The organism is Pseudomonadota bacterium (genome assembly GCA_041395565.1).
In the GTDB taxonomy this organism is placed as follows: domain Bacteria; phylum Pseudomonadota; class Gammaproteobacteria; order UBA9214; family UBA9214; genus UBA9214.
Genome location: JAWLAI010000002.1, coordinates 439484 through 465040, shown reverse-complemented (window position 1 = coordinate 465040; position 25557 = coordinate 439484). Strand labels below are relative to the sequence as shown.

General features: G+C 63.5%; 27 protein-coding genes and 1 tRNA gene. 6 read left to right on the top strand and 22 right to left on the bottom strand.

Annotated features, from left to right (window positions below; translation table 11 throughout):
* Positions 1-263: 263 nt before the first annotated feature.
* The 7 genes from R3F42_02335 to R3F42_02305 form a co-directional block, all read right to left on the bottom strand.
* Positions 264-1628, bottom strand: a complete 1365-nt coding sequence (locus R3F42_02335; protein MEZ5540860.1) for a HipA domain-containing protein — start codon at positions 1626-1628, stop codon at positions 264-266.
* A 2-nt stretch (positions 1629-1630) separates the two neighbouring features.
* Entirely contained in the window at positions 1631-1900 is a 270-nt protein-coding gene (locus tag R3F42_02330; protein ID MEZ5540859.1) for a hypothetical protein, read from the bottom strand.
* A gap of 326 nt (positions 1901-2226) precedes the next feature.
* Complete coding sequence (locus tag R3F42_02325; protein MEZ5540858.1) at positions 2227-2754, bottom strand: GTP-binding protein; 528 nt, start codon at positions 2752-2754, stop codon at positions 2227-2229.
* Positions 2755-2759: 5 nt separating this feature from the next.
* A complete protein-coding gene (locus tag R3F42_02320) occupies positions 2760-4073 on the bottom strand; it encodes a hypothetical protein (protein ID MEZ5540857.1) in 1314 nt (437 codons plus the stop codon).
* Between the two features lie 258 nt (positions 4074-4331).
* Positions 4332-5459: a transaldolase gene (gene tal, locus R3F42_02315; protein MEZ5540856.1), complete on the bottom strand. Its 1128-nt coding sequence runs from the start codon at positions 5457-5459 to the stop codon at positions 4332-4334.
* Between the two features lie 435 nt (positions 5460-5894).
* Positions 5895-6161, bottom strand: coding sequence for a hypothetical protein (locus R3F42_02310; protein MEZ5540855.1), 267 nt, complete (start codon positions 6159-6161; stop codon positions 5895-5897).
* A gap of 180 nt (positions 6162-6341) precedes the next feature.
* The gene (locus R3F42_02305; GenBank protein MEZ5540854.1) at positions 6342-6668 is read right to left on the bottom strand and encodes a DUF2934 domain-containing protein; all 327 of its coding nucleotides are present in this window, start codon (positions 6666-6668) and stop codon (positions 6342-6344) included.
* Positions 6669-7818: 1150 nt separating this feature from the next.
* Between R3F42_02305 and R3F42_02300 the strand changes: the two genes are divergently transcribed.
* The 3 genes from R3F42_02300 (at position 7819) to R3F42_02290 (ending at position 10299) form a co-directional block, all read left to right on the top strand.
* The gene (locus R3F42_02300) at positions 7819-9285 is read left to right on the top strand and encodes a tetratricopeptide repeat protein (protein ID MEZ5540853.1); all 1467 of its coding nucleotides are present in this window, start codon (positions 7819-7821) and stop codon (positions 9283-9285) included.
* A 299-nt stretch (positions 9286-9584) separates the two neighbouring features.
* The gene (locus tag R3F42_02295; GenBank protein MEZ5540852.1) at positions 9585-10154 is read left to right on the top strand and encodes a hypothetical protein; all 570 of its coding nucleotides are present in this window, start codon (positions 9585-9587) and stop codon (positions 10152-10154) included.
* Positions 10155-10206: 52 nt separating this feature from the next.
* Positions 10207-10299, top strand: a complete 93-nt coding sequence (locus tag R3F42_02290) for a VPLPA-CTERM sorting domain-containing protein (GenBank protein ID MEZ5540851.1) — start codon at positions 10207-10209, stop codon at positions 10297-10299.
* Between the two features lie 148 nt (positions 10300-10447).
* Here the strand turns inward: R3F42_02290 and R3F42_02285 are convergent, their stop codons facing one another.
* Both R3F42_02285 and R3F42_02280 read right to left on the bottom strand, forming a co-directional pair.
* Positions 10448-10942, bottom strand: coding sequence for a hypothetical protein (locus tag R3F42_02285; protein ID MEZ5540850.1), 495 nt, complete (start codon positions 10940-10942; stop codon positions 10448-10450).
* A gap of 230 nt (positions 10943-11172) precedes the next feature.
* A tRNA-Val gene (locus R3F42_02280) sits at positions 11173-11247 on the bottom strand.
* Between the two features lie 158 nt (positions 11248-11405).
* Here R3F42_02280 and R3F42_02275 point away from each other — a divergent pair.
* Positions 11406-12125, top strand: a complete 720-nt coding sequence (locus tag R3F42_02275; protein ID MEZ5540849.1) for a Crp/Fnr family transcriptional regulator — start codon at positions 11406-11408, stop codon at positions 12123-12125.
* On the opposite strand, the gene R3F42_02270 is transcribed toward R3F42_02275, so the two are convergent.
* The 8 genes from R3F42_02270 to R3F42_02235 are packed head-to-tail and all read right to left on the bottom strand — an operon-like array spanning position 12122 to position 18856.
* On the bottom strand, positions 12122-13957 hold the full coding sequence (locus R3F42_02270; protein MEZ5540848.1) for a VWA domain-containing protein: 1836 nt from the start codon (positions 13955-13957) through the stop codon (positions 12122-12124). The two genes, R3F42_02275 and R3F42_02270, sit on opposite strands and share 4 nt — an antisense overlap.
* 1 nt (position 13958) lies before the next feature.
* The gene (locus R3F42_02265) at positions 13959-14894 is read right to left on the bottom strand and encodes a 4Fe-4S binding protein (protein ID MEZ5540847.1); all 936 of its coding nucleotides are present in this window, start codon (positions 14892-14894) and stop codon (positions 13959-13961) included.
* Complete coding sequence (locus R3F42_02260) at positions 14891-15301, bottom strand: hypothetical protein (GenBank protein MEZ5540846.1); 411 nt, start codon at positions 15299-15301, stop codon at positions 14891-14893. The genes R3F42_02265 and R3F42_02260 overlap by 4 nt, the downstream gene beginning before the upstream one ends.
* Positions 15302-15338: 37 nt before the next feature.
* Positions 15339-16142, bottom strand: a complete 804-nt coding sequence (locus R3F42_02255; protein ID MEZ5540845.1) for a CbbQ/NirQ/NorQ/GpvN family protein — start codon at positions 16140-16142, stop codon at positions 15339-15341.
* Between the two features lie 22 nt (positions 16143-16164).
* Positions 16165-16431, bottom strand: coding sequence for a cytochrome C oxidase subunit IV family protein (locus tag R3F42_02250; GenBank protein MEZ5540844.1), 267 nt, complete (start codon positions 16429-16431; stop codon positions 16165-16167).
* A gap of 2 nt (positions 16432-16433) precedes the next feature.
* Positions 16434-17012: a cytochrome c oxidase subunit 3 family protein gene (locus tag R3F42_02245; GenBank protein ID MEZ5540843.1), complete on the bottom strand. Its 579-nt coding sequence runs from the start codon at positions 17010-17012 to the stop codon at positions 16434-16436.
* A 13-nt stretch (positions 17013-17025) separates the two neighbouring features.
* Complete coding sequence (locus tag R3F42_02240; GenBank protein ID MEZ5540842.1) at positions 17026-18411, bottom strand: cbb3-type cytochrome c oxidase subunit I; 1386 nt, start codon at positions 18409-18411, stop codon at positions 17026-17028.
* A gap of 10 nt (positions 18412-18421) precedes the next feature.
* The gene (locus R3F42_02235; protein MEZ5540841.1) at positions 18422-18856 is read right to left on the bottom strand and encodes a cytochrome c; all 435 of its coding nucleotides are present in this window, start codon (positions 18854-18856) and stop codon (positions 18422-18424) included.
* A 68-nt stretch (positions 18857-18924) separates the two neighbouring features.
* On the opposite strand from R3F42_02235, the gene R3F42_02230 reads away from it, so the two are divergent.
* Positions 18925-19068 (top strand): hypothetical protein, encoded by a 144-nt coding sequence (locus tag R3F42_02230; GenBank protein MEZ5540840.1) that lies wholly within the window; start codon positions 18925-18927, stop codon positions 19066-19068.
* Positions 19069-19581: 513 nt separating this feature from the next.
* Complete coding sequence (locus R3F42_02225; protein MEZ5540839.1) at positions 19582-20529, top strand: PDC sensor domain-containing protein; 948 nt, start codon at positions 19582-19584, stop codon at positions 20527-20529.
* Positions 20530-20583: 54 nt separating this feature from the next.
* Here the strand turns inward: R3F42_02225 and R3F42_02220 are convergent, their stop codons facing one another.
* The 5 genes from R3F42_02220 to R3F42_02200 form a co-directional block, all read right to left on the bottom strand.
* The gene (locus R3F42_02220; protein ID MEZ5540838.1) at positions 20584-22170 is read right to left on the bottom strand and encodes a cytochrome D1 domain-containing protein; all 1587 of its coding nucleotides are present in this window, start codon (positions 22168-22170) and stop codon (positions 20584-20586) included.
* Between the two features lie 219 nt (positions 22171-22389).
* A complete protein-coding gene (nirJ, locus tag R3F42_02215) occupies positions 22390-23607 on the bottom strand; it encodes a heme d1 biosynthesis radical SAM protein NirJ (GenBank protein MEZ5540837.1) in 1218 nt (405 codons plus the stop codon).
* Between the two features lies 1 nt (position 23608).
* A complete protein-coding gene (locus tag R3F42_02210) occupies positions 23609-24118 on the bottom strand; it encodes an Lrp/AsnC family transcriptional regulator (protein MEZ5540836.1) in 510 nt (169 codons plus the stop codon).
* A 3-nt stretch (positions 24119-24121) separates the two neighbouring features.
* Positions 24122-24565 (bottom strand): AsnC family transcriptional regulator, encoded by a 444-nt coding sequence (locus tag R3F42_02205; GenBank protein ID MEZ5540835.1) that lies wholly within the window; start codon positions 24563-24565, stop codon positions 24122-24124.
* Positions 24565-25557, bottom strand: a complete 993-nt coding sequence (locus tag R3F42_02200; GenBank protein MEZ5540834.1) for an Lrp/AsnC family transcriptional regulator — start codon at positions 25555-25557, stop codon at positions 24565-24567. Before R3F42_02200 ends, R3F42_02205 begins: the two co-directional genes overlap by 1 nt.

Below are 25557 nucleotides of genomic sequence, written 5' to 3'. Positions count from 1 at the left end.
AAACAGACTGGTAGAAGAGTGGTAAAAGGATTGAATGCTGAATCTGTGCGGCAGTGCGCATTGCGGACGCCGAGTGGGGTCAGGTTGTATTCAGCGTACCGCGGACGGCGTTGCGCTGCAGCCGGCGAAGCAGATGCTTGCCGCAATCCCGTGGTTGCGAAGGAGGGAAATTGCCGTCGGTGTGAGGGTGACAACCGGACAAGCGCTTTGCGCCGGGCCCGTGGAGATCGCAGTGTTCCGGTGACTACGTTCTCACAACAATCCTAGCCGGAATGGCGTTCCAGCAGTGTCCGTTCCTGGTGTGCGATCGCCGCCAGTCCAATACGCTGCTGCTTGGGCACCCGCTGCAGCGCCAGTACCCGTTCGCCGAAATCCGCGGTCGCATCGAGTGCAGCCCTGATGCACCGGTCCGTTGCCTCGGCAGTCAGCCCGAAGGATTCTCCCAGGTCCGCATAGTAGGCGCCGTGGTCTGAATAGCCGGACGGGTCGAAGGGAATGGCGCTGACCAGGTTGTGGCGTGGCCAGGCACGCATGGGTGCCGGATCGTAGACCGGTGCCAGCCGGCAGTCGGACAATCCACCCAGCAGTGCGATGTTGTCCAGGTGCAGGTCGCCGTTACCAGTCAGCAAGGCCAGCAGCAGACGCCGATACAGCTGCGCTGCGGCATCCCTGTGCAGCGTGGCCACCTCGGTCAGACGTTCCAGGATGGTGCCGAGTTCGTCTAGCACGATATCGCCGGTTTCACGGAAACGGTGGTCACCGGTGGCGATTACCGAAAACAGGGATTCCATCGGTACCGGCCTGCCTTCGACGCGGTCGAAACGTTCCACCGCCAGGAAGTGCAGTTCGCTGTCGTCGAAGCGGTGCCAGGCGGGCACCTCGAAACCGGCCTCGCGATGGATCTCGAGGCACAGGGCCTCCAGGTCCAGCAGGCCGGCGTACTCCGGCGGTTCGATCTTCAGCACCACGTCGCGCTGTTGTGGCGTCTCGGGCGGGAGGAAATCGGGAGTCGATGAACCCGGGGTCAGGGAAACCAGCAGTTTCGGGATCATGCCGCCGACCGAAGGCGTCGGTCCGAGCGTCGCTTCGATGAGGCGCACATCGAATTCGACGTTTTCATCCAGTACTTCGCGCTTGAGCATGCGCCAGAGTTGGGAGCGTCGGTCGAGGGGCGGGCGTGTTGCGCCGGCCGCGGACGGCGTGTCGCTGCCGTGGTACCAGCGTTCGGCGGCGATGTCATCCGCGAAAACGTCGATGTGGCCGATACCGCCATGGCCACCCAACACCAGTAGCTGCCATTCCGTCTCCAGGCCGGGCGGCGGTTCCTGGCCCGATCGCATCCGCAGGATATCGAGGTAGTGTCGGCGCTGCAGGTTGCGCGGGTTGTTGCCCGGGATCAGGCTGAGCAGGCGGGGAAAGACCGGTATCCGTTCACTGACGGGGTAGGTCACGGTATCCGTGCCCCAGATCCTGCCGTCGCCGAGCAGGCAGAAACCGGGTTGGCCGGTTGCCAGATACTCCCTGGTATAGGTAAAGGCGGCCAGATCGCCCGACAGCACCAGATGCCCCATCTTCTCGGGGGTCCCCGTCAACCGGGTCCAGATCACGGCATGCTGGTCGCGCGCCATGCCTAGGTATCTCCCTGATCGCCATTACCGGGGAGACGGAAGAAGGTCCCGGACTTGATCGCTGCTGTCGCCTTTTCCCTGGCGCGACGCGGTACGAGCGCAAGTTCGAGATCCAATTGTGCGGCGAGCGCTTCGAGCGTGGAGGCGCGTATGTCGCCCCGGCGTTTGGCCTTGCTCAGGCCGACCGCGGTCATGCCGGCCATTTCCGCCAGCCTGGCCTGCGACAGGCCACGCGTCCTGGCAACGGCCACCAGCTGTTTGATCAGTTGCATGATATGACTGGACATATAACGATAGTATAATTATCGGCAGAAAAAGACCATACCTGTAAAATAATTATACTGAAGTATAATATTCTGTGCCAAATAATGAAGTGCGCTTCAGCAAATGTCGGGCCGGCCTGGCGCATGGTGAAGAACCGCGCCGTGGGGGCCTCGGATGCTCATCGGGCGCCACCAGAGGGGCGGGTGCGGAATGGGGTTGGCGCCAGGTCGCGCGCGTAGCCCCTGCCCAGTGGCAGCGGCAGTCTGCCGTTACGGGTACGCGGGGAGGCTCGCCGGACGTTGGCAGGCAGCGATGGTGGCTAACGGATGCGATGTCAGCCGCAGGCGCGAATTCGCGGATCGATACAGTACAGCAGCGCCTGTATCAGGATGGCCACATCACGCTGTTTTCTGGTATCGACTTCGAAAACCGGGTACAGCTGCGCCTGCTTGCGCAGGTAATTGTTGTACTCGACCAGGCTGGGGGTTTCCCCGATATCCATTTTCGTTACGCCGATCACGAGCCCGGAACGGTCGATGAAATCGCCAAATACATCGAGATGGAAATCCAACTCGGCGAAAGGGTTTGCCAGGGTGTTGTCCAGCAGCAGCACCAGCCCGAGGGCATTCGCGGATGGTATGACCTGTGCGTGCTCGCTGTAATACCGACCACTGATACCGTAACAATGGATACGTTCCGTCCGGCTGAGTTGCAGGACGCCGTGGTCCATGGTGTCAGGAGCAAGCGCCGGACGTTGCCGTTGTGGCGATTTCAGGTCGAGTGCTGCAAGCGCGCTGGTCTTGCCGGCGCCTGCGGGTCCGCTGAAGATGATCGTGTGCTCAAGCATTGCGTCTGCGCTCATCGAATTCAGTCCCGCGCACCCAGATGGATCAGCAAGCGCCCAAGGATGCCGCGCTGTCCGGCAGGTGTATATTCCCGGCTATCGTACGTGCCACTATTCGCCTGGGCCACCGCACCGATTGCAATTGCGGCACTGTAGAAGCTGAAAACGTAGCGGTAATCGATATCGAGTATTGCGGCTGTTTCGAGTAACGTTGCCGGACGTTGCGACCACAGGGATGCGATCTGGATGCCGTAGTGCGGAATGAGTATGCGGGTGAAATTTGGCCAGTAGACCAGCTGCACGGGGTGTTCAGGCCGGGTTCCCTTCGGGACGCGGCCGATTGCGGTCCATAGCGCAACCTTCCACAGCAGGCCAATTCTGCTTTGCAGGCGTAACTCACCCACCGCCGGCGCGGGCTGGGTGCCGGGCGGTAACAGCTCCGTGGTGACCGTTCTGCCACTACCTTTCACCATGGACATGCTGCGCAGGAAATGTTCTTTCACGTCGCTCTGTACCCGGTCGCCGTCCGGAAAGATGGTCAGGCATTTCTCCGATCCGTTCATGCGCACGAGCAACGGCTGGTTGCTGTCCAATGCTGCTGCCATGGCAGCCTGCAATTTGCCCTGAAAGTATTCAGCAGGGTCATAGAAGAACAGCTGACTTCGCTCGGGATCCGCATATGCATCATTACTCAGGTTGCCGTACGATGGGTGTCTGCGGCGTTCGGTCTTCGCCAGGCCGGCGGCCCAGGTCGTCGCAAGCGGATCGGCTGCCTCAGCCGGGCGGGTAAATGTTGTCGCTGCGGGATGCGGCTCCGCTGCGACCATGATGTCTGCATCCGCCGTTTGTGTCTGCCCCGGCTCCGAAGTTGCGGACTGCGCCGCGTCTGGCGCGTCGTTTGCAGGCGCACAGGATCGCTCTGGCATGTCCGTTGCGACGTCCTCGATCGTGTTCAGATTCGAGACATTCGGCTGCGGGGATGAGGCAGGCACGCGTGGCGCCGGGGTGCGCGGCGCGAGTCCGGCCAGGGCGGAAAGCAGGGATGACGGCTTGATCGGCCTCGGCAGCCAGATGACGTCGTCCATATCGGGATCATGCGCCGACAATACCAGCACCTGGCCATGCAGGCGCCGGCGGAAATCCTGGAACAGCTCTCTGGCCTGGGGGGCGTCCAGATCCACGATGCCGATGCCGGCATCCTCGAACCGCTCAACGAACACGTAAGCCGCATCCTCGCGGCTGGCGAACAGCCGCTCGAGTGCCGCGCGTGCCTGGCTGCCCAGGCCGAGCGTGATAATCGTCTGCGGATGGATAGATGTGCGAGTGTCTGCGTGCATGGCATCATATCCGGTTGGCTGCGCTGGTTCCCGGCTGGTGTGCGCGTTGTTATCCCTGTTCATGTCTGTCTCGGATCCAGACGGTGGACGTCGCGCGGTTTCCCGGGCGTGCGCAGTGTCGGGCGTCCGTTCCCTGGCTTCGCTCAACACAGGCTATCGGCGCCGGCCGGCAGTGTCTTTAAGGGGCCAGCCGACGCAGCGGGGCCCTGCACTCGATACGCCGCGGTCGTTGCGGTGCACGTGGGCACGGTAGATCGTTCAGGCGCCCGGGTTTGTCGTGCGTTGTCCCAGCAGTGCCAGGAGTTGGTCATAGGGCTTGATGAATTTGTCCACCCCTTCCTGTTCGAGCCGCTTGGCTGCGGCTGTCAGGTCGATGCCGGCAGCCGGCAATCTCTGCAGGATATCCCGGGCAGCGGCCACGTCCGACTCCAGCCGTGCCGCGGGTTGACCGTGATCACGATAGGCTGCGAGGGTTTCCGGCGGGAGGGTGTTGACGGTATCCGCGCCGATCAGGGCATCGACATATTTCACGTCGCTGTAGGCCGGATCCTTGGTCGAGGTGCTTGCCCAAAGCAGACGTTGCGGCCGGCCGCCGCGCTGTGCCAGCCGCCGCCAGCGTGCATCCTGAAACAGCTGCTTGAAGTCCTGATAGGCCAGTTTCGCGCAGGCCACGGCAACCTGGCCGCGCAGAGCGGCATCGTGCCTGCCCAGTTCCGGATCCTGTGCAAGCCGACGGTCCAGGTCTGCATCGATCAGTACATCGATACGACTGAGGAAGAAGCTGGCCACCGAGGCGATGCGGTCGATCGGCAGGCCGCCGTCCAGGCGCCATTCAAGTCCCTGCAGGTAGGCATCGGCCACCTCGCGGTAACGCGGGAGACTGAACAGCAGGGTGGCATTGATATTGATCCCATCGGCCACGAGTGTGGCGATGGCCGGGATGCCGGCGCGGGTAGCCGGCACCTTGATCATGGCGTTGTCGCGCCCGAACAGTTGCCACAGGCGACGGGCCTCGCCTATCGTTCCTGCAGTATCGTGCGCCAGATGTGGCGACACTTCGAGGCTGACATAGCCGTCGCGCGCGCCGCTATGCTCATACACCTGCCGGAAGCAGTCGGCCGCAGCCTGAACGTCTGCCAGCACCAGTGCTTCGTACAGCGCGGGCGCGCCTGTGCCGTGCCGTACCGCCTCCGCAATGGCGTCGTCGTATTCATGGTGGTCACCGATCGCCTTGGCGAGTATGGCCGGGTTGGAAGTGATGCCACTGATACCGTCGTCGCGGATCAGGCGCTGCAACTCGCCGTTCTCGAGCATGTCACGCTGGATGTAGTCCAGCCAGAGGCTCTGGCCGAGTTCGCAGACGCGGGTGAGTGGATTCGATTTCATATTGATGGCTCCTGCGCTGCTCATGGTCCAGGGGGCAAACATGACGGCATGCCCGCAGTCAAACAGCAGGTACCGGCACAGCGTGCCTGGATGGCATTGTTGAACAGATCCCTGCCAGTCTATAGACCGGATCCGCGGGGTATGGTTTCAGCTGACGGGCATGATCGTGATGCCGGATGCTGCAGGCAATGTTTCAATGTCTGCCGGTTCCGCAACTGGCACTGTGCCGCCGTCGGGATGTCGTGCCTTCGCCGTACCGATGCTGGACAGGCGGATGACGGAGATGGTAGGGCGGCAGTGCAACCGATGCCGGCTAATACACGTTAGTGGCGGTTAAGCGGCAGTCAGGGAAAACACCGCGGTTCGATTGCCGGGTGCTGACATATGCATGCCAGGAGGGAATCCAGCGCTATTCGCAGTGCCGGTGCTTGCGCTTTACCCCGGTGACTTCGGGCCGAATTTGGCGCCCAGCGCCTCACCAGTGCGCTTGGCCAGTTCAACCAGGCATTCCAGCAGCTGGTCTTCTGACAAGCGGTCAATATCGGAATGCTGTAACTCCACGGGCCGCTCGGCGTAGCCGACCCGCACCCGCAGAGTCGAGGTGCCCGCGTCCCATACCCAGTGGCAGATCTTATAGCCACAGTCGATGGCGAAATAACCGCTCTGACGATCATCGTTGAGGTGATGTGTGACCATTTGCATGCTGTTGTCTCGCTACCTGTCAATCGACCGTGGACGCGCAATTGCAGGGGTCCGGTGCACCTGTGCGGTGCTGGATCGCGCTGTCGGTCGTTCTGTGCAGATGCATGCACCGTCCGCTCCGCCGACATCTGCTGCAAGCTAGTGAGACTTCCGGTGTCCGCGCAAAATCAACGGCTCGCTTCAACCGGCGAGAAGGATTTCGATCTCCTTTTCCGCCTCGAGCCAGTCTTCCACTTCAGCGCCACGCGCAAAGCCCCGTTGTTGCGCCCGGTGATAGGCGGCGACAGCGATCATCTGCCGGCGTTCTTCCGGCGTCATGCCGGGCGGGTTGCTGTCTGCCTTGGATTGCTCGGTCGTTTTGATCGCTGCTTTGTCGATTGCTGGCTGCGACGTTCCGGCTAGCCGTGGTTTGCCGGTCTTATAGCCATCCTGGGTCGTTTTCTCCCTCGCGGCTTTGCTCCGGGCGGGTTGCCTTGCAGATGTCTTGCGTGTGCTTGTGGGTGCCATTGTGCGTTCCGGATTAAGTAAAAATAATCAAATAGATATAACTCTAATGTAAGAAAGATTGTTACTACTGATCACCCTGTGGGAGACAGTAAAGTCCTCGAACTGGCTCGAGATTCTCATTTGGTAGTGCAGACTACTGGAGTAAGAACCGGTAAAAAATACGTAAAATTACGTACGGCAATCCCGGTCCGCCTGATCCGTCTGCGCGGCACCCGCCACAAGATGCCGGTGAGTCTGCTATGCCAGGCGGTTGACATGGCCTGCCGAGCAGGGGGGTGTGCAACGGAGTGTTGCTGTGCGTGTACGCGGTCAGCAAACCGGAACCGGTCGGCATAGGTCGCACGGGGTTGATTGCATTCCCTGCAATGCAGGTCGGATGATTGACTGGTGCGATTTGTTGATCGACGTTCAGGTTGTGTGAGTCGGTTAGCTCTTGGATGTATGCCTCGATTTGTCGGCACAAACCCTTAGCTTGATCTGATCAGTCAAGGCAGTGCACTTGTCTTCATATCCAGCAACGCTGTCATACAACACTGACGTATCGTGCAGTATTCAGAGTAGAGCACCGGAAGTAGCAACTGGTCGCTGGGTCGCTAGCACACAACCATTGTCGAAACGGTCTCACATACCGACTGTTGCTGGCACCATCCCGCATGCATGCGACTGAACTGCAAGGCATGATTGTCGGCGGTCTGACCGAGTGTGAACTGGAAATTGCCGGGGCGGTCGCACTGGTACCTCAGGCCAATAGGCAGCCGGCTGTCACGCCGATACTCTGTTAACCAGTGACTCGCTAATAACAATAATTCACAGCCTCCCTGGTCACTCACACACCCTGACCTGACGCGGGGTGTGTGCTTTTGTTTTCTGCTGGAATTCCGCATTATCGCTGCACCTTTCCCGGAGCGGGTTTCGCTGGCTGGAAGTTGAGCGGTGTGTGTAGTAACTTTTTATTTCGTTTGGTGGATATGCTGGAATTGTACCAGTGACCTCCTGCCGTCCGCTGTTAGGCGTTCACGCGACACGGGTTTTCGGTTGCCGCATGCCGCTCCGGATACGCCTGCAGCGGATGCCACTGCGTCTGGTTACCTATCGATCGGTGGGATATCGTTGCTATAGCCCGGGGCTCACAGCATAAGATGGCAGAGAGATGACAAATCCGGCAAAGTCAATCATCAGGCTGCCTGATGGAACCCGGACACGTGCAACTGATGCCCTGACCAAGGCCATGGGCCAGTTACAAGCCGGACACCTGCAGCAGGCGAACAACCTGCTCAGCGTCATCGTCCAGGCACTGCCGAAAAATGCCGATGCCCTGCATCTGTTCGGTCTCTGCCGAATGGAGCTGGGTGATCCGGAGCAGGCACAGAACCTCATTCGGCGCGCGATCCGCATCGTTCCCACAGCAGCGATGTTTCATGCCAATCTGGGTAACATCCTGTTGAAAACAGGCGATCCCGAGGGTGCCTGTCAGTCGCTACTGCGCGCCTGCGAACTACAACCCGATCTGCTCGATGCCTGCATCAATCTCGGTACAGCCTACCTGCAACTGAATCGTATCAGCAAGGCCAGGGCGGCTTTCGAACAAGCCCTGCAACTGTCACCGGGGCACTTTCTCGCTCTCGCCGGGCTGGGAGATGTTTCGCTAGCCTGCAATGCGCCGTTGCGTGCCCTTGAACTGTTCCGGGAGATGAGTCCGCAGCATGTCGATGCGCCGGACATGCAATTGCGAATCGGCGTTGCACTCAGGAAATCCGGCAATGAGGAAGGTGCGATCGCGCATTATCGCAGCGCACTGGCGCGTTACCCCGACTGCACCGACATGCACCACAATCTCGCATTGATCCTGCAGGGTCGTGGCGACTATGACGAGGCACGTCTGCACTTTGAGGCCGTACTGAAGCTGGTGCCCGATGACGCCACGGCACGTCATATGCTGAGCGCACTGAGCGGTGATAACAGCGTGACGGCACCGGCCGAGTACGTCAGAAGCACCTTCGACTATTATGCCGATACGTTTGAAGACCATCTCGTCAGCACGCTGAATTACCGCACCCCGCAATGTATCGCCCGGGCAATTGGTATAGTGGGGCCGGACACTGTCTCGACCATCCTGGACCTGGGCTGCGGCACGGGTCTGATGGCTGACTCGCTCAAGGGCTACCAACGTCTCGTCGGCATCGATCTCTCGCCCAGGATGCTGGAAAGAGCGGCTGCCAGAAAGGCCTACACGGAACTCGTCGAGGCAGATGTCGATGGTTACCTGCAAGACCAACCCGATGCGACGTTTGACCTGATTACCTCGGCCGATGTCTTCGTCTACATGGGCGATCTCGAGACGACCTTCATCGAGGTCGTTCGCGTGTTAACCCTGGGCGGGGTCTTCGCCTTTTCAGTCGAGGCCTTGCTCAATGAGCAAGGCGATTATCGTCTGCAACCCACCGGTCGATACCAGCATCATATCGAGTACATCAGACACATGGCCCGTGTCGCCGGCCTGCGCGAGCGCTATCTCGAAAAATTGTCGATACGGGAACAGCAAGGCAAGGCGGTTGAAGGTTACGTCTGCGTCTACAGCAAGGACGCGAAAACAGGCCCTGACGATCTGCAGGTGTAATCGCGACGGGCTGGCCGGCGCTGCAGCAGCGGCAAGACAGCGTCGAAGTGATCTCCGTTTGAAATTCAAGGAAATTACTGACCTGGCCGTGTCATCAGCCGGCGGAATGCCCCCTGATAACCCCTGCAGCGGATGCCGCTGCGTCGGGTTGTTTATTGATCCGTGGGTAATTATGTATACACTGTGATAAAGATTTTAATAAATGCCGGTGGCATGACGCCTCAAGGATTCGGGATCCAGGGACCAGAAGCCCCTTAGATCCCCATGCGTTGCATCACCGCAATCAGGAGGAGCTTTCCATGACGGCACACAAGACCCCCTTGTCAATAGCCCTTTTTGCCCTGCTGGGTACCGGCGCCCTGACCGCCCAGGCCAGTCACCTGTTATTGCAGAACGGCGACCGGCTGACGGTCGATGCCGGCGTAGCCGTTACGGACCAGTTTGGATCTCCTGTGGATGTTTCATCCGGATCATTCTTCTTATTCGATACATTCGGCGATGGCAAGATACGAGGACCTGAAAAAGTTCCCATAGCCATGGGCACAACAGGTTTTATCGTGGGCTTGACCAGCCTGCCCGGCGAGATTGATGCACTCTGGCAGTTCCCAGGTGGTGGCCAAGGTCAAGACTATATCACCATCCCGTTTTCGCCCCTGGCCGCGGGTATGGACATGTCAGGCTGGACCATGTCTTTTGAAAGGCATCGACTACGCGATGGGTACTGGCGCCTGGGCACCCAACACCCCCTCCAATTGCAATCCGCCCACGGGCTGTGGCATGACCTATGCCGATGGTATTGGCAACCTGACGTGGAGTGGCATATACGGAGACACCTTCACCCTCGACTACACTGCTACGGCACCCGCTGAATTAACGGGACTCATTGAGGTTTCCCGGTATTACCTGCATATCGAAGGTGTCGTGAACCATGTGCCGGTACCGGCTGCGGCGTGGCTGTTCGGTTCCGGCCTGCTCGGCCTGCTGGGTGTGGCACGGCGCAAACGCACTGCATAGTCGTATGCGGTGACGTTACAACATGCATACTGACCGCATTATCACGACTGTGCCATCATGCAAGGGGACAGAGGGATTAACGAGCAGCCGCCGTGGGTCGGCGATTTTCAATCAATCCCTCCATCCCGTATCTAATCCGCCTGCTGCGTTATTGTGTTGACTTGCGCTGGATTCGGAGCAGTTCGCCGCAACCGATGACCGTGTCCGGTGCCGGAATCCCTGCCACTGCCGGGCCCGCAGCACCATGGAACTCGTTCTGAACTGTCTGCGGCAGCGTGCCCACGACCACGCTCGCGCAGAGCAGCACAGCGCCACCATCGACCCCGCCATTTTCTTTGCGCCACCGTCGCCGCGATGGCTCGCGGTATTTGCCGGTCCGCTGCCGTAGGGAGCGCCAGATTGAGTTTGACGGTGGACGGTCTGACCTTGCACAGCCGTCTTGTCGGAAGCAGGCAATGTCCATGCCGCGGATGCCGGCGACGTAGCGCCGGGCGAGCGGCAGACGCATCAGGGCGCGCAGGCGGTTGGCCTCGGAGGCCGCGCCTTTGTTGCGGGGCGTGATCTCGGCCAGGTGGCGTTCGAACAGTTCCTTGAGCGTGGTCGTCTCGGCCTCGGCGCGCGAGACGAACACGCCCGGGTCCATTTCGACCTCGATGGCGCACGCCCACTGCTCGGCCTCACTACGGGTCTCGAAGGTTTTGCTGTGCAGCGGCTGGCCCTTCTTGCGGACCTGTGCCTGCCATTGCTATGCGCCGCGTTTGCGGAAGGACGCCATTGTCACACTCGCAGACGTTCGAGTGGACAACGCTGTGACAAATAATCAGTTAAGACCCAGATCAGGTGGTAATGGGGTTTCCAACTGATTGATTTGATTGGTGGGCGATACTGGGATTGAACCAGTGACCCCTGCCGTGTGAAGGCAGTGCTCTCCCGCTGAGCTAATCGCCCGATTTGCTGCGAGGAGATAGGGTAGTGATTTGGCGCCGGGTGGTCAACTCGCAGCGCTACCGGACCGGCCGGCAACTGCCGTCCCAGCCGTCCCCCCATTCGTTTGCGCGTTCCTGTTAACATGCGCGGCAGGGGGAGCCATTCTTCATGCCGGAACCATGCGCCAGCTGACACCCGAGCAACGCAGCGATGCGCAGGTCTGCCTGCGCCGCTGTGTGCTGTTCGCACGTTTGCCGGAGGACCAGTTCGACCAGATTCTCGACCATACCCGCCTCGTCATCCTGCAGGAGGGCGAAGTCCTGTTCGAGCAGCGCCAGCCGGCGAAGGACATCTTCTTGCAGCGTAGCGGTCAGGTCAAACTGGCGCTGGTTTCCCCCGAGGGCCACGAGAAGGTCATCGACCTGATCTCTCCCGGCGGCTCCTTCGCCGAGGCGCTCATGTTTGCCGGTGCGCCCATCTACCCGGTCTCGGCAACGGCGCTGGTCAGCAGTTCGGTCTGGGGTGTCAACGCAGCCACCTACGCGAGCATCCTGCGCCAGTCGACCGATGCCTGTTTCGGAGTGATGACCCAGATGAGCCGGCGCCTGCACTGGCAGATCGCCGAGATCGACCGTCTCACCCTGCACAACGCCGCCTTTCGCCTTATCGCCTACCTGCTGGACCAGGTGCCGAGCACCGATCTCGGCACCAGTACCATACATCTCGACACGCCAAAGCACGTGATCGCCTCGCGCCTGTCCATCACGCCGGAGACCCTGTCGCGCACCTTCGCCAAGCTCGCCAAGGAAGGCTTCCTGGAGATCCAGGACAATGCAGTGGATATCCACGACATCGAGCGCCTGCGCGAATACGTGCGCAGCGGTGGCGTGATAGCCTAGCCCGTCAGGCGGGCGTACAGCTGCGGCAGCTTGCCCGGCAACTCGCCGGCATTGCGCACCAGCATCCAGCCGTTGCTGCCGAACAGATAGGGCAGGTATTCGCGCGCCTTGCGATCGATGGTCACGCAGAAGGGCCGCACGCCGCAGCGTTGCGCTGTCTGGATCGCGTGGCGTGTGTCCTCGATGCCGTAGCGTCCCTCGTAGTGATCCAGGTCGTTGGGCTTGCCATCGGTGAGCAGCAGCAGCAGCCGGTCGGCGGAAGGCTCCTTCTGCAACAGGTGCGTGGCATGCCGGATAGCGGCACCCATGCGTGTGTAGTAGCCGGGACGCAGTGCGTTGATGCGTCCGCGCACGGTGTCCGAGTGCGGCTCGGTGAACGCCTTCAGGGTATGGAAACGCACGTGGCTGCGGTGCCGCGAGGAAAAGCCGTACAGCGCGCAGCGGTCGCCGGTGGCGGCGAGCGCCTCGGAGAACAGGAACAGGCTGTCGCGGATGACGTCGATGACGCGCTGCCGGTCGCTGATGAAGGCGTCCGTCGACAGCGAGAGATCGGCCAGCAGCAGGCAGGACAGATCGCGCGCCCCGTTGCGCAGGTCGCGGAACAGGCCGGCATCGTCCGGTTCCCGGCCCTGCAGGCGCTCCGCGGCGTGCGCGATCACGGCGTTGATATCCAGTTCGCAGCCGTCCGGCTGGTCATGCTGCCAGACCCGGGCCGGCTTCAGGTGCTCGAACAGGGCGCGCAGGCGCCGTGCATGCTGGCGCAGGTGGACGGGCAGCGGCTGCGGCGGCGCATCGCGCGCGAGCATGGGTTGCAGGCGGCAATGCGCGTCGAGCAGCCGCCCGTGGCGATAATCCCACTCCGGCAGTGCGATGCCGGCGCCGAGCCGGATGTCGTCGTGTGCCTCGGGCGGCAGGTCGAGGTCGAAGCGCAGACGTGCGGCAGTGCGTTTGCGCGCGCGCGCCAGGCTCAGGACATCGAGGTCCTCGAGCGCCGCGCGCGCGTCCGGATCGGCGCTTTCCTCCGTGCTGCGGTCCACGCTGGCATATTCCGCGCGGGTGAACAGGCTTTCCAGGCGGAAGGCCAGCAGACCGCCGCGGCCTTTGGGGGCGTCCACGCGTTCGCCGCGCCGGCGTTTGGCATTCTCCACATCGGTGCTGTCACCGCCGGTGGCCTCTGCGTCCTCCGGATCGTCCGGCGCGGATCGGGGCGTGTTCGAAACGGGCGGGGCCGGATGCAGCCACAGCGGCACCGGGGCGGGTGCGGTGGAGGCCGCAGGCAGGGGCGCGGCCCGCACATCCGGGTGCTCCAGCGCGGCGCGGAGCGCCCGTTCACGGGCCGCCTCCGCTGCACCCATGCCGTCCGCTGCCGGCCGGTCGGCCAGGTGGGCCTGCACCAGCCGCCGGTAGCGCGGACACAGGCCGGGGCAGCGCGCGAGCACAGCGGCGGTCGCTGCGGCGTTGCGCTGCAACCAGTCGCCGCCGGCCGCCTGCGGCATGGCGGCGAGCGCCGCCAGCCACAGGTACAGATCCCGGTTGAGGTCGCGCTCCGCAAACCAGGCGAGGCGTGCCGGCAGGCGCAGGGTTTCCGCGTCGCGCCAGGCGAGCTCGACGCGCCGGCCCTGTCCGGCGATGCGCTCGAGCAGCGGGCGGCGCGCACCGTGCGTGGTCTCGGTGGCGGGTTTCACCTGCAGGCCCGGTGCGCCGCCCAGCGCCCGGAACAGCAGCGCCGCCGGCAGACGCACCTCGGCGAGTTCCACCGCGGCTGCGGGATGATCGCGGCGCGCGGCGCGCGTGATCAGACGATGCCAGAGTGCCCCGACCTGTTCTTCCATGTCAGTGCGGCTTTCCTGCAGGGGTTGCCACCGGGCGCCGGTGGGCGGAGGCAGCGGTATGGAGCGCGTCGTCACCGGTGACCATGCGCAGTACGCCGGGCTGGCCGAGTGGCCGGTTGACCCGGTCGCAGGCCTGGATGCATTGCTGGCATTGGGTGCAGGTGAACATGCGGCGCTTGATGCGGCGCGGCTGCAGCCGCATCGGACAGGCATGTTCGCAGGAGGCGTCACAGCCCGCGCACAGCGCCGCGCGCTGCGTATCGAAGCCGACCACCAGCGCGCGCGGATTGCCCATCCAGATCAGGCTCTGGAACAGCCCGACCGCGCAGCCGAAGCGGCAGAACAGGTGGCGCGCCAGGGTGAATTCCAGCAGCAGCAGCAGGGTGGCCACGCCGATGAACAGTGCCTGGTTGCGCGTGGGTGTGCCGTGTGCCAGGTTGCCCCAGACCTCGGCCGGCGGCAGCAGGTAGGTCAGCAGGGTGATGGCCCAGAGCAGGGCACAGCCGAGCGCGACCGCGCCCACCGCCAGCCACCAGACCGCGCGCGGTGCGATGTGCGTGCCGTCGGACTGACGTTCGGGCAGGGGATCGCGTTCCCATAGCGAGGGTTTGCCGCAGGCACGCCGCATCAGGGCATTGATGAGTTCGACCACGCTGAAGTGCGGGCACAACCAGCCGCAGTAGAGCCGACCATAGCGCCAGGCGACCCAGATGCCGAAACCCAGCACGATCAGCAGCGGCAGCAGGCCGCGCAGCAGGATGTTGAGACCGACCGGCAGCGCACCGGCCGCGTCGATGCCCAGCGTCCACGGCTGCCCGAACAGGATGAAATGGCCGCGGGTCAGGTCGTAGCGGAACAGGTCGAGCGGCGCTGCCAGCAGGAACAGTGCGAAGAAGCCGGTGCGCCAGGCCAGCCGCAGACGCTGGGTGCGGTTCATGAGCGGAAGTAGCGTCCCAGCAGGGGATAGCGGTAGTGCTCGCCGGCCATGGCGCGCACCAGACCCAGCACCCCGAGCAGGATCAGGGTACTGTGCACGAAGGTGAAATAGAGGATCGCCACCACCCAGGTCCAGGCGGTATCGAGCGCGCCGAGCAGGACGATGGCCAGAAGCACCGTGACGATCAGGGCGCCGCCGATGATGCTGACGCCGGTGGTCTGCGACAGGTGATTGGCGGCCAGGGGTGCGGCCGTGTGTCGGCGGCTCAGGTACAGCACCAGCAGCGCCAGGAAGGCCAGGCCCGGCAACAGCAGCAGGTTGACCAGGTACAGCGTCTCGGCTGCAATCGCCAGCCCGCGGCCGGGGGGGTCCTGGCCGGTCCTGTGTTCTGCCCGGGGTGCGTTCATCTCGATTTCACTATAGTCAATGCCATGCCGGGGCGGATCAGGCGTCGCGGGCGCCCAGGTGTGCCTGCACGACCTCCATCAAGGCCGCGACGGTGGTCTCGTCGTCGGAGAGCGGCTCGATGAGCGCGGCGCGGGCGGCCTCCAGCGGGTCGAAGCCGTCGCGCATGAGACGTGCGCAGTAGATCAGCAGGCGCGTCGAGGCGGACTCCTCGAGGTCGTGGTCCTCGAGCGCGCGCAAATCGCCGGCCAGCCGCACCAGCTGCAAGGCGGACGGCGGGTCGATGCCGGTCTCCGCGCAGACGATCTCGGTTTCCAGCGCGGGTGCCGGGTAAGCGAAGCGCAGCGCGACGAAACGCTGCCGGGTGGACGGCTTCATGCCCTTGAGCATGTTCTGGTAACCCGGGTTGTACGACACCACCAGCATGAATTCCGGCGGGGCCTGCAGGATCTCGCCGGTGCGCTCGAGCGGCAGGATGCGGCGGTCGTCGGACAGCGGGTGCAGCACGACGGTGGTGTCTTTGCGCGCCTCGACGACCTCGTCGAGATAGCAGATGGCGCCCTCGCGTACCGCGCGTGTGAGCGGGCCGTCATGCCAGACGGTGGCGCCGTCGCCGAGCAGATGCCGCCCGACCAGGTCGGCGGCGGTCAGGTCGTCATGGCAGGCGACGGTGTACAGCGGCCGGCCCAGGCGGGCGGCCATGTGCTCGATGAACCGGGTCTTGCCGCAACCGGTCGGTCCCTTCAGCAGTACGGGCAGCTGGTTGTGCCAGGCATAGCTGAACAGTTCCACCTCGTTGCGCTGTGGCAGGTAGTAGGGCGTGTCCGGCGCGGATGCGTGCATGGCGGCGTATGTGCGTGTCATGTCATTCTGCTCCCATCCAGTATGCCACACTGATGAGTCCGACGATTGCCAGCAGCCAGACCGTCACGACCCAGCGCCAGGGCGAACGCACGTGCTTGAGGCCCATGAAATGGCTGGCCAGCAACTGGCCCTTGACGATCACGGTGCCGAGCAATACCGGGACCACGGCCGGGCCGACCAGGCCGAACCGACCCAGCAGGTAGGTCGCGGCGGTGAGTAGTATCAGCACCAGCCAGACGTACAGTGCGATGCGGTCGGCGTGCGTCATGATCAGCGGATGAGGTAGACCAGCGGGAACAGCACGATCCACACCAGGTCGACCATGTGCCAGTAGGAGGCGCCGGTTTCCACGCCGGTGTGCGCAGCGGCGGAATAGCCGCCACGCAGCGCCTTGGTGCCGACCGCGCCAAGGATGACCATGCCCATCAGCACGTGCATGAAATGGAAGAAGGTCAGCGACAGGTAGAACATGTAGAAGGTGTTGGTGCTGAGCGAGATGCCGGCCGCGTACTTCGCCTTGAACTCCAGCGACTTGATCACCACGAAGGCCGCGCCGCACAGGATGGCCAGCCCCAGCCAGCGGGCGCAGGCGCGTCCCCGGTCGGCGCGGATCGCGTTGAGCGCGCGCACCACGAACCAGCTGGAGGTGATCAGCAAGATCGTGTTGAGAGCGCCGCTCTCGCGGTCAAGGAACTGCTGATGGATGTTGAACAGGTCCGGATTGCCGGCGCGGGCGAAGGCATAGGACAGGAAGAAGATGCCGAACACCAGCAGCTCCGCGTAGATGAAGATCCAGATCGCGAAGTCCCCCGGCAGGTGACGCTGCCCTGTCGCTGCCGGGGAACCCACGCCCGCTCACGGCTCAGGCCGGGGCCAGGGCGTGGCGAGCGCCGCCCTTGACGAAGAACGAGAGCACGTACATGACCAGGCCGATCATGAACACAACGCCGGCCAGTTCACGCAGCCAGTAGAACATCTCGATCTTCTCCTGCACCGTCATGAACGCCTGCGGGGCGTCCGAGTAGCGCTGCAGGTAGACCTGCAGGATGCCGGCCGCGGTCAGGAACAGCGTGATGAACACCATGGACACGGTCATGAACCAGAACGACCACATCTCCAGCACCTGCGAGCGCTCGCTGCTGGCTTCCTCGCCGCGCAGCTTGGGCATGGCGTAGGAGATGATGGTCAGCACGACCATGACATAGGCGCCGTAGAAGGCCATGTGGCCGTGCGCCGCGGTGATCTGCGTGCCATGCGTGTAGTAGTTGACCGGGGCCAGGGTGTGCAGAAAGCCCCACACACCGGCGCCGAGGAAGGCCATCACGGCGGTGCCCAGGGCCCACAGCACGGCGGCCTTGTTGGGATGCTCGCGGCGGCGCTGGTTGACCATGTTGAAGGCGAACACCGTCATCATGAAGAACGGGATCGGTTCCATGGCGGAGAAGATGGAACCCCACCACTGCCAGTATTCCGGGGTGCCGATCCAGTAGTAATGGTGGCCGGTGCCGACGATACCGGTGATGAGCGTCATGGCGATGATCACGTACAGCCATTTCTCGATGACCTCGCGGTCGACGCCGGTGACCTTGATCAATACGAAGGCGAGGATCGAGCCGAGGATCAGTTCCCAGACGCCCTCGACCCACAGATGCACGACCCACCACCAGTAGAACTTGTCCTTGACCAGGTTGTCCGGGTTGTAGAACGCGAACAGGAAGAGCAGGGCAAGGCCGGTCAGACCGGTCAGCAGGACCAGGTTGACGACGGTCTTGCGCCCGCCGAGGATGGTCATGCCGATGTTGAACAGAAAGCCCAGCGCGACGACCACGATGCCGAGCTTGGTGATGGTCGGCTGCTCCAGGAATTCGCGGCCCATGGTCGGCAGCAGCTGGTTGCCGGTCAGCTTGGCCAGGCCCGCGTAGGGAACCAGCAGGTAGCCCAGCACGGTCAGGGCGCCGGCGACCAGGAATACCCAGAACAGCAGCAGGGCCAGCCCCGGGCTGTGCAGCTCGCGTTCGGATTCCTCGGGCACCAGATAGTAGGCGGCGCCCATGAAGCCGAACAGCAGCCACACGATCAGCAGGTTGGTGTGCACCATGCGTGCCACGTTGAACGGGATCTCCGGGAACAGGAAATCACCCCACACGTACTGCAGGCCCATGACGAGGCCGAACAGGATCTGGCCGACGAACAGGCCGATCGCGGCGATGAAATAGGGTTTGGCAACCGCTTGTGATCTGTATTGCATGACGAGTCCCTCAGCCCTGGAGGTTGGGCGGCCAGTTGGCGCTGTTGATTTCGCTGGTGTACTTCAGGAAGGCCGCGACCGCTGCCAGCTCCTCGTCGGTGAGGTTGAACTGCGGCATGCTGCGGCGACCCGGAATCCCGTCGGCGGGGCGGCTCTTGATGAAGGCGACGATGGCGTCCGTGGAGTTGCCGAAGCGCTGGTATACATTGCCGAGCTCCGGCGCGAAGTAGGCGCCTTCGCCGAGCAGGGTATGACAGCCGATGCAGTTGTTTTCCTCCCACACCCGTTTGCCGAGCGCGACCTGCGCGTTCATTGCGGCGTGATTGTCGCGATCCGGCGTCTTGCCGGCGGTGTCGAAGGTCAGGGCGAGAAACAGCAGGATGAAGAAGATACTTCCCCCGTAATAGATGTTTCTCGCCATGCTCTTGGTAAACACAGTGCTCATGACGCGTCCTCTCTCGTTGGCTGTCACCGTGTGACGATTAGAATGGGTGCCACGCCGGGGTGTCCTTGATGTACATCAAGACGGTTTTCCGGCATCTTCTGGCGGTGGTGAGCAGGAATCCTACCGCGGCGAAGTTACTGCCACGCCTGGAAGCGATCGCTTCATGCACCGCGGCCGCGCGCGCTGCCGAACCCGGTTTTGTCGCTGTGTGAGCGTGGCCCGAAGCTGCCGACATTCCCGGGCGGTGAGCCTGCACGCGCCGATCCCGCCGCCGTGATCGTGTCCCACCTGGCTGCGCGAACCGGCTGTTGCCGCTGGCCGAGGTGGCTGTACGTCATTCCCGGCTGTGTCGATATCCTAGTCGCCGGCTGGTGCGGCACCGCGGACGTCCGGTGTCGGTCGCATGCAGTCGCCGGGTATGAACAGATTGCCGGCGCCCACCCTGGCGCCGGGCGCCGTCGTACAGGCGGGCCTGGCCACGGATACCGGGCATTCCCCGCCGCTACGCGCAGCTTTGTGCATGCGAGTTGGCATTCCCGGCACGCTTGTCGCCACGTCGGGTGCGCGGGTAACCGACATGGCAGGAGATGATCTTAAGGTGTAGTGTATGAACCGCCGGAGGCGATGGAACTTGTCAGCGGTAAGACTAATCCAATAGCCCGGTAGCACGCTGTTGAAGTTTGGCCATGCTGTCGTCATGAGGCGACGCAAGGAGATGGCACGATATGGAATATTCTTTACGGGACAACATTTACCTGCAGCGGGAACAGCTCGCACGCCTGTTGCACGAACCGCTGGCGGCACTCGCCGGCCGCTGCGCACCGGTGTGGGGCGACCGCGCCCTGTTGAATGGCGTGCTCATGGAAGGCTTCGACACCATCCCGCACTGCGGTTACCTCTATTGCGTCGGCACCAACGGTGTGCAGGTCTGCGACAACGTCGGCGCCGAAGGGGTGCGCAGCGACTATTTCGGACGTGACCGTTCCCAGCGCCCGTACATGAAGGAGGCGGTCCCGAACTGGGGCTTCCTGCTGTCGGATGCCTATATCAGCCTGGCTGAAAACCGGCCCTCGCTGACCGCCCTGCAGGTCGTGTACGACGGTAACGGCACGCGGGGTTATCTCGGTGCGGATTTCGACCTGCGCAACCTGCCGGCGACACCGCGACTCTACGAAGAGCCGAGGAACTGGCGCCAGATCAAGGGTGACCCGGCGATACGCGGGGCCGTCTTCCAGCAGTGCCGCATCGAAAGCCCGATGGACCGCAATCTCGATCAGACGCTGTCCATCCTCGAGGAACTGCTGACCACGCGCGGGGTGTTCCAGTGCCAGATCCACTTCTCCAGCAGCCAGGCGACGATCTGGACCGCGGACGATCCGTTCCGTTACCGCATCCTCGACAGCGAGGCGCTGAGCGATCCGGACATCTGCCTGGTCTATCCATCGCGCATCTATCCTGCCAACGCCGTGATCCCGCAGCCTGCCATCCGGCAGATTCTGGCGACCCTGCAGCCGCTGCGCACGACCGACGAGAACCTGTACCTGCGCATGTCTTCGATCAATATCTTCAACGGCATGATCAGCCTGACGTTTTCCTGCGACGGTTCGCATTACATGCGCTACGACGAGTTCCTGGCGAAGAACACCGCCTTCTGGTTCGGCAGCGCGGCCTGAAATGCCTGGGGTGCGGACCGCGTCCGCGCAGGCTGCAGTCTAGCCGGACGGGACCTAGTGGCTCGTGCCTTCCGAGCGAGTGATCTTGTTCCACACGTTGTATTTGCCGACCGGCTTGTTCATCGGGATGCGCTTTACCTCGTCCAGGGTGGCGGCGTCGTAGACCACGAGCGCGCCATCGGGCGCCGGTTCCTGGATACTGAGCAGCGCGTATCTGCCGTCGCGGGTGAATTCGATGTGGGCCGCGGTCTTGCCGGGTGCCGGGCGCAGCGTCTTGGCGATCTCGAGCGTCTGCTTGTCGATGACATGTACCGCGTCCTTGTCTTTGCCGAAAAACACGTCGACCCAGGCATAGCGCGAGTTTTCGTGGCTGCGCATGAAGAATCCCGGCCCCAGGGTCTGGAGCCTTTTCACCGTTTTCCAGTCCTTCATGTCGATGAACGTGACCTCGGACTCCTTCAGGTTGGGTGTGGCGAGCAGGGTGGTGTCACGCCAGGGCCAGGTGATACCCGAACCCAGATGGGGCATGCCGGTCAGGTCCACGTCGGCGATCTTGCGGCCGACGATCAGGTTCACCACCTGGCCGTTGTTGCCGTTGCGGGCCGTGCCGATCAGGTGCTGATAGGACTGGTCGAAGAAGAAGTCGTCCAGGTAGTCGTCCAGCCGGATGCGCCGTACCGGGAAGCTGCCGGTCACGGGCATGCCCTCGCCCATGCGGTAGTCGTGCATCAGGCCGCTGTAGACCGGTTCCGGGTCGCGTGCGTAACTGATCTCCCAGACCTCCTTCAGATCCTTCAGTGCCGCGATGAAACTCTCGCGCGGCGGTGCGGTGTACACCGCGCTGACCCGTGAGCCGTGGCCGAAATCATCCTGCACCGGGATCACCTTGATCAGGCTGAGGTCGCGCGCGTCCAGCATGACCAGTGTGTGCGGCAGGTAGTTGCCGACCAGTACGAAGCGGTCGTCGGCGGAGACCGCGGCATTGCGGGTGTTGATGCCGGCGCGGATCTCGGCGACGGTCTCCAGCCGGTACAGGTCGTACTTGCTGATCCAGCCGTCGCGCGAGGCGAAGTAGACGTAACGCCCGGTCGAGGAGAACTTGGGGCCACCATGCAGTGCGTAACGTGACTTGAAGCGGTGGATGGGTTCCAGCCGGTCGCCATCGAGCACGCTGACATGGTGATCGCCGGCTTCGACCACCACGAACAGGTTGAGCGGATCGGCGTCGTAGCGCGGCTTGAGATTGGCCGCCGCGGGAGTCAGCAATTCCGGCTTGTGGATGACGTGGCTGGCGCGGATCTCGGCCGCGCCCCACACCGGCGGCTGGGCGGGTGCGGTATAGATCCAGTCAACCAGGTCCTCGATCTGTGCCGTTGCGAGCCGATCGCCGAAGCCGGGCATCTGCGAGGCGGGCAGGCCGCCGGCGATGACCGACGCGGCATCGTTCCGGCGCAGCCGTTGCAGGTTGTCCGGCAGCAGGGCCGGACCGGTTCCGCCCAGGCGGTCGGCGCCGTGGCAGCCGGCACAGTGCTGCGCGAAGAGTGCGGCGCCGTCCGCTGTCACAGCGGCGGCAGGATGGTGGAGGAGAGCGCAGATGCCTGCAACGAATACGGTCAGAACTGCCATTGCCGGATGGTTCATATATTTTCACTGGCCTGACAGGCAGGGTGCACAGCGCGCATCCTGCCTGAACTAAAGGAAGCTGTTCAAATTAATTATGAGTCATCCCGGCGCATGCCGGGATCCAGGAAATACAACCACATGGATTCCGGCTTCCGCCGGAATGACGTATCAATCAGATTCCTACGAGTATCTTGGTTGTATACATGTAGGTGCGCTGTGCGCAACACCTGGTGCAATTCAGCCCGCGCGGCGGATGGTGCGTACCTGCAGCGGCAGGGGCTGCGGCCGTGCGTCCGCGTAGTCCGCCGCCTCGATATCCAGTTCCCGGTCGGTGAGGTAACAGGCCGGGTCTTCCCACCACGGGTCTCCGGTCAGCTGGAAGGCGCGCACGCGGGTGTTGCCGCCGCAGACATCCCGGTAACCACAGGCTGCGCAGCGGCCGCGCAGGGGGCGCGGCGTCGCCTTCAGGCCCGCCATCAGCGGGTCGCGCGTGTCAGGCCAGATGGCGGAGAACGGCCGCTCCCTGACGTTGCCGAGGTTGTAGTTCCACCAGAACGTGTCCGGGTGGACGTTGCCCAGGTTGTCGATGTTGGCGATGTTGACACCGGAGGCATTGCCGCCCCAGCGGCGCAGCCGTGCGTGCATCTCGGCGTAGCGATCCGGCAGCTTGCGTGCCACCCAGTGCAGCAGGTAGACGCCGTCGGCATCGTTGTTGCCGGTGACGAACTCGCGCCGGCCGCCGGCTTGCGCGTCGGCCCAGGCGGCTTCGAACAGCTGATCCATGACCTGCCGGGTGGCCGCATGGACGGCATCGGCGCCGCGATGACGGTTGCCACGGCCGCCGTAGTTCAGGTGCGACACGTACAGCTTGTCCACGTCCTCGGTTTCCATCAGGTGCAGGATGGCCGGCAGTTCCCGGGCGCTGTCCCGGGTCGGCGTGAAGCGCATGCCGACCTTGATACCGGCAGCGCGGCACAGGCGGAGTGCTGCCAGCGAGGCGTCGAATGCGCCCGCTTTCTGCCGGAAACGGTCGTGTGTCGCGCGCATGCCGTCAATGCTGATGCCGACATAGTCGTAGCCGACGGCGGCGATGCGGGCGATGTTGTCCCGGTCGATCAGGGTGCCGTTGGTCGACAGGCCGACGTAGAACCCCATTTCCCTGGCGCGAGTCGAGATTTCGAAGATGTCCGGTCGCAGCAGTGGTTCGCCGCCCGACAGGATCAGCACGGGAACACCGAAACGCCTGAGGTCGTCCATGACTGCATAGATCTCGGCCGTGCTCAGCTCGCCGGGGAAGTCGATGTCAGCGGAGATCGAGTAGCAGTGTTTGCAGGTCAGGTTGCAGCGCCGGATGAGGTTCCAGATCACCACCGGGCCGGACGGCCGGCGCGCGGGCGGCAGGGGGTCTTGGGCCGGCTGTGCCAGCAACTGCATGTATTGCGAGATACGGAACATGTCAGCCTCCCAGGCGCAGACCGGTTTTTTTCAGAATGCGGCTGCTGAACAGGATATCATGTGCGCGTTGGCGCGGGCCGAGCAGTGCAGCCATGCGCTCCACCAGGACGGCCACCTCGGGCCGGCTGCGGGCATGTACCATCGCGAACAGGTTGTACGGCCAGTCCGGCAACCGGCGCGGGCGGTGATAACAGTGGCTGACGAAGTCGAGTGCGCCGACCTCGCGGCCCGCCGCTGCGATATGTTCATCCGGTATGTCCCACACCGTCATGCCGTTGGCCGTGTAACCCAGGCGATAGTGGTTGGGCACAGCGCCGATACGGCGGATACGACCGTCGGCGAGCATGGCGTTGATGCGCGCCATCACCAGCGCGGGCGACACGTCCAGCTCCGCCGCCAGCCATTCGTAGGGGCGCGCATCCAGCGGCAGGCCGGCCTGCGTGGCCAGCACCAGGCGCCGGTCGAAGTCGGCGAGCGACTCCGCCGTTCCGGCGCGGGTACAGGTATTCACGCGCTAGACCTCGAGGTGCAGGCCGACATAGAACTCCTCCAGCTTCGGCAGGTTCAGCACCGGCAGGCCGGTGGCTTGCTCGATACGGGTGATGGCCGCATCCAGGGCCTGCGGTGTGCCGGTGGCCAGCACGAACCACATGTTCATGTGATGGTCGCGCCGGTAGTTGTGCGCGACTTCGGGCAGGTCGTTCACGGTTCGCGCCACCGCCTCGAAACGTTCTTCCGGCACGTGCATGGCGCACAGACTGAGCGCCCCGCCCATGTGCTCGGCGTGGAACAGCGGGCCGAAACGGGTCAGCAGGCCGTCGTCGAGCATGCAGCCGATGCGCGTGATCAGTTCGCTCTCCGTGCTGCCGAGGCGTTCCGCGACTTCCCGGAAGGGGCGTTCGCAGACCGGAAATCCGATCTGCAGTTCGTTGACGATGCGGCGGTCGAGCGCGTCCATCAGTCTCTGATCCGGTAGCGGGCGCCGCGCTGGCGGAAGCGCCGGCCGCTGAACAGGACCGCATGCGGTATGCCGTTCAGGTCGAGCGCGGCGCGCATGCGTGCGATACAGGCCAGCACCTCGGCGCGCTCCTGGCCATGAACCATGCAGAACAGGTTGTAGCGCCAGTCCGGCGGGTGGCGCGGGCGCTGGTAGCACAGCGTAACGCAGTCCTGGTCTCCCAGCAGGCGGCCGACACGGTCGACGCGATCATCCGGCACGTCCCATACCGCCATCGCGTTGGCGCGATAACCCAGTTCATGGTGGCGCACGACCACGCCGAGCCGCTTGATCACCCCGCGCTCCAGCATGTCCCGCAGTTGCGCGATGACGGTCGCCTCGTTCGTGCCGATTCGCTCGGCGATGGCCAGGTAGGGCCGCGGCACCAGCGGCAGGCCGGCCTGGATCGCCTCGATCAGGTCTTCGGTGCAGACTGCGGGCAAGCCCTGCGGCGCCGCCACGCATGGCGCGACGGCATCGGGGATGCGCGTCAGGTCTGCGGCGGGGTCGAAGTGCAGGTGGAAGCCGAGATCGATATGGTAATCACGCACCAGCGGCAGTGACATGACCGCGTACCCGGTGCGTCGCCGGATCGCCGTCAGCGTCGCGTCGATGGCCGTGCGGTCAGCGGCGGTGAGCACGAACCACAGGTTGTATCGGTGTTCACGCTCGTAGTTGTGGTTCACCTGCGGGTATTCGTTCACGAGGGCGGCGACGTGCGCCAGTTGCGCCGGCGCCACCGCCATCGCGGCCAGGGTGCTGGCGCCGATGGTGTTGGGCCGGAAGACCGGACCGACCCGGCTGACCACACCCTGCACCTGCAGTTCGCGCAAGTGGTCGAGCAGGGCATCGGTGCCGGTATCCAGCGCGTGCGCGATGTGGTCGAACGGCTGCGGTTCGAGGGGAAACTCCCTCTGGTAGTCGTTCAGCAGGCGGCGGGTGAGTGCCTCCAT

Excerpts from the sequence above, each read along its gene's own strand:
- R3F42_02335 (MEZ5540860.1), bottom strand. The coding sequence starts at position 1,628 with ATGGCGCGCGACCAGCATGCCGTGATCTGGACCCGGTTGACGGGGACC.
- R3F42_02330 (MEZ5540859.1), bottom strand. The coding sequence starts at position 1,900 with ATGCAACTGATCAAACAGCTGGTGGCCGTTGCCAGGACGCGTGGCCTG.
- R3F42_02325 (MEZ5540858.1), bottom strand. The coding sequence starts at position 2,754 with ATGAGCGCAGACGCAATGCTTGAGCACACGATCATCTTCAGCGGACCC.
- R3F42_02320 (MEZ5540857.1), bottom strand. The coding sequence starts at position 4,073 with ATGCACGCAGACACTCGCACATCTATCCATCCGCAGACGATTATCACG.
- tal (MEZ5540856.1), bottom strand. The coding sequence starts at position 5,459 with ATGAAATCGAATCCACTCACCCGCGTCTGCGAACTCGGCCAGAGCCTC.
- R3F42_02310 (MEZ5540855.1), bottom strand. The coding sequence starts at position 6,161 with ATGCAAATGGTCACACATCACCTCAACGATGATCGTCAGAGCGGTTAT.
- R3F42_02305 (MEZ5540854.1), bottom strand. The coding sequence starts at position 6,668 with ATGGCACCCACAAGCACACGCAAGACATCTGCAAGGCAACCCGCCCGG.
- R3F42_02300 (MEZ5540853.1), top strand. The coding sequence starts at position 7,819 with ATGACAAATCCGGCAAAGTCAATCATCAGGCTGCCTGATGGAACCCGG.
- R3F42_02295 (MEZ5540852.1), top strand. The coding sequence starts at position 9,585 with ATGACGGCACACAAGACCCCCTTGTCAATAGCCCTTTTTGCCCTGCTG.
- R3F42_02285 (MEZ5540850.1), bottom strand. The coding sequence starts at position 10,942 with ATGGACCCGGGCGTGTTCGTCTCGCGCGCCGAGGCCGAGACGACCACG.
- R3F42_02275 (MEZ5540849.1), top strand. The coding sequence starts at position 11,406 with ATGCGCCAGCTGACACCCGAGCAACGCAGCGATGCGCAGGTCTGCCTG.
- R3F42_02270 (MEZ5540848.1), bottom strand. The coding sequence starts at position 13,957 with ATGGAAGAACAGGTCGGGGCACTCTGGCATCGTCTGATCACGCGCGCC.
- R3F42_02265 (MEZ5540847.1), bottom strand. The coding sequence starts at position 14,894 with ATGAACCGCACCCAGCGTCTGCGGCTGGCCTGGCGCACCGGCTTCTTC.
- R3F42_02260 (MEZ5540846.1), bottom strand. The coding sequence starts at position 15,301 with ATGAACGCACCCCGGGCAGAACACAGGACCGGCCAGGACCCCCCCGGC.
- R3F42_02255 (MEZ5540845.1), bottom strand. The coding sequence starts at position 16,142 with ATGCACGCATCCGCGCCGGACACGCCCTACTACCTGCCACAGCGCAAC.
- R3F42_02250 (MEZ5540844.1), bottom strand. The coding sequence starts at position 16,431 with ATGACGCACGCCGACCGCATCGCACTGTACGTCTGGCTGGTGCTGATA.
- R3F42_02240 (MEZ5540842.1), bottom strand. The coding sequence starts at position 18,411 with ATGCAATACAGATCACAAGCGGTTGCCAAACCCTATTTCATCGCCGCG.
- R3F42_02235 (MEZ5540841.1), bottom strand. The coding sequence starts at position 18,856 with ATGAGCACTGTGTTTACCAAGAGCATGGCGAGAAACATCTATTACGGG.
- R3F42_02230 (MEZ5540840.1), top strand. The coding sequence starts at position 18,925 with ATGTACATCAAGACGGTTTTCCGGCATCTTCTGGCGGTGGTGAGCAGG.
- R3F42_02225 (MEZ5540839.1), top strand. The coding sequence starts at position 19,582 with ATGGAATATTCTTTACGGGACAACATTTACCTGCAGCGGGAACAGCTC.
- R3F42_02220 (MEZ5540838.1), bottom strand. The coding sequence starts at position 22,170 with ATGAACCATCCGGCAATGGCAGTTCTGACCGTATTCGTTGCAGGCATC.
- nirJ (MEZ5540837.1), bottom strand. The coding sequence starts at position 23,607 with ATGTTCCGTATCTCGCAATACATGCAGTTGCTGGCACAGCCGGCCCAA.
- R3F42_02205 (MEZ5540835.1), bottom strand. The coding sequence starts at position 24,565 with ATGGACGCGCTCGACCGCCGCATCGTCAACGAACTGCAGATCGGATTT.
- R3F42_02200 (MEZ5540834.1), bottom strand. The coding sequence starts at position 25,557 with ATGGAGGCACTCACCCGCCGCCTGCTGAACGACTACCAGAGGGAGTTT.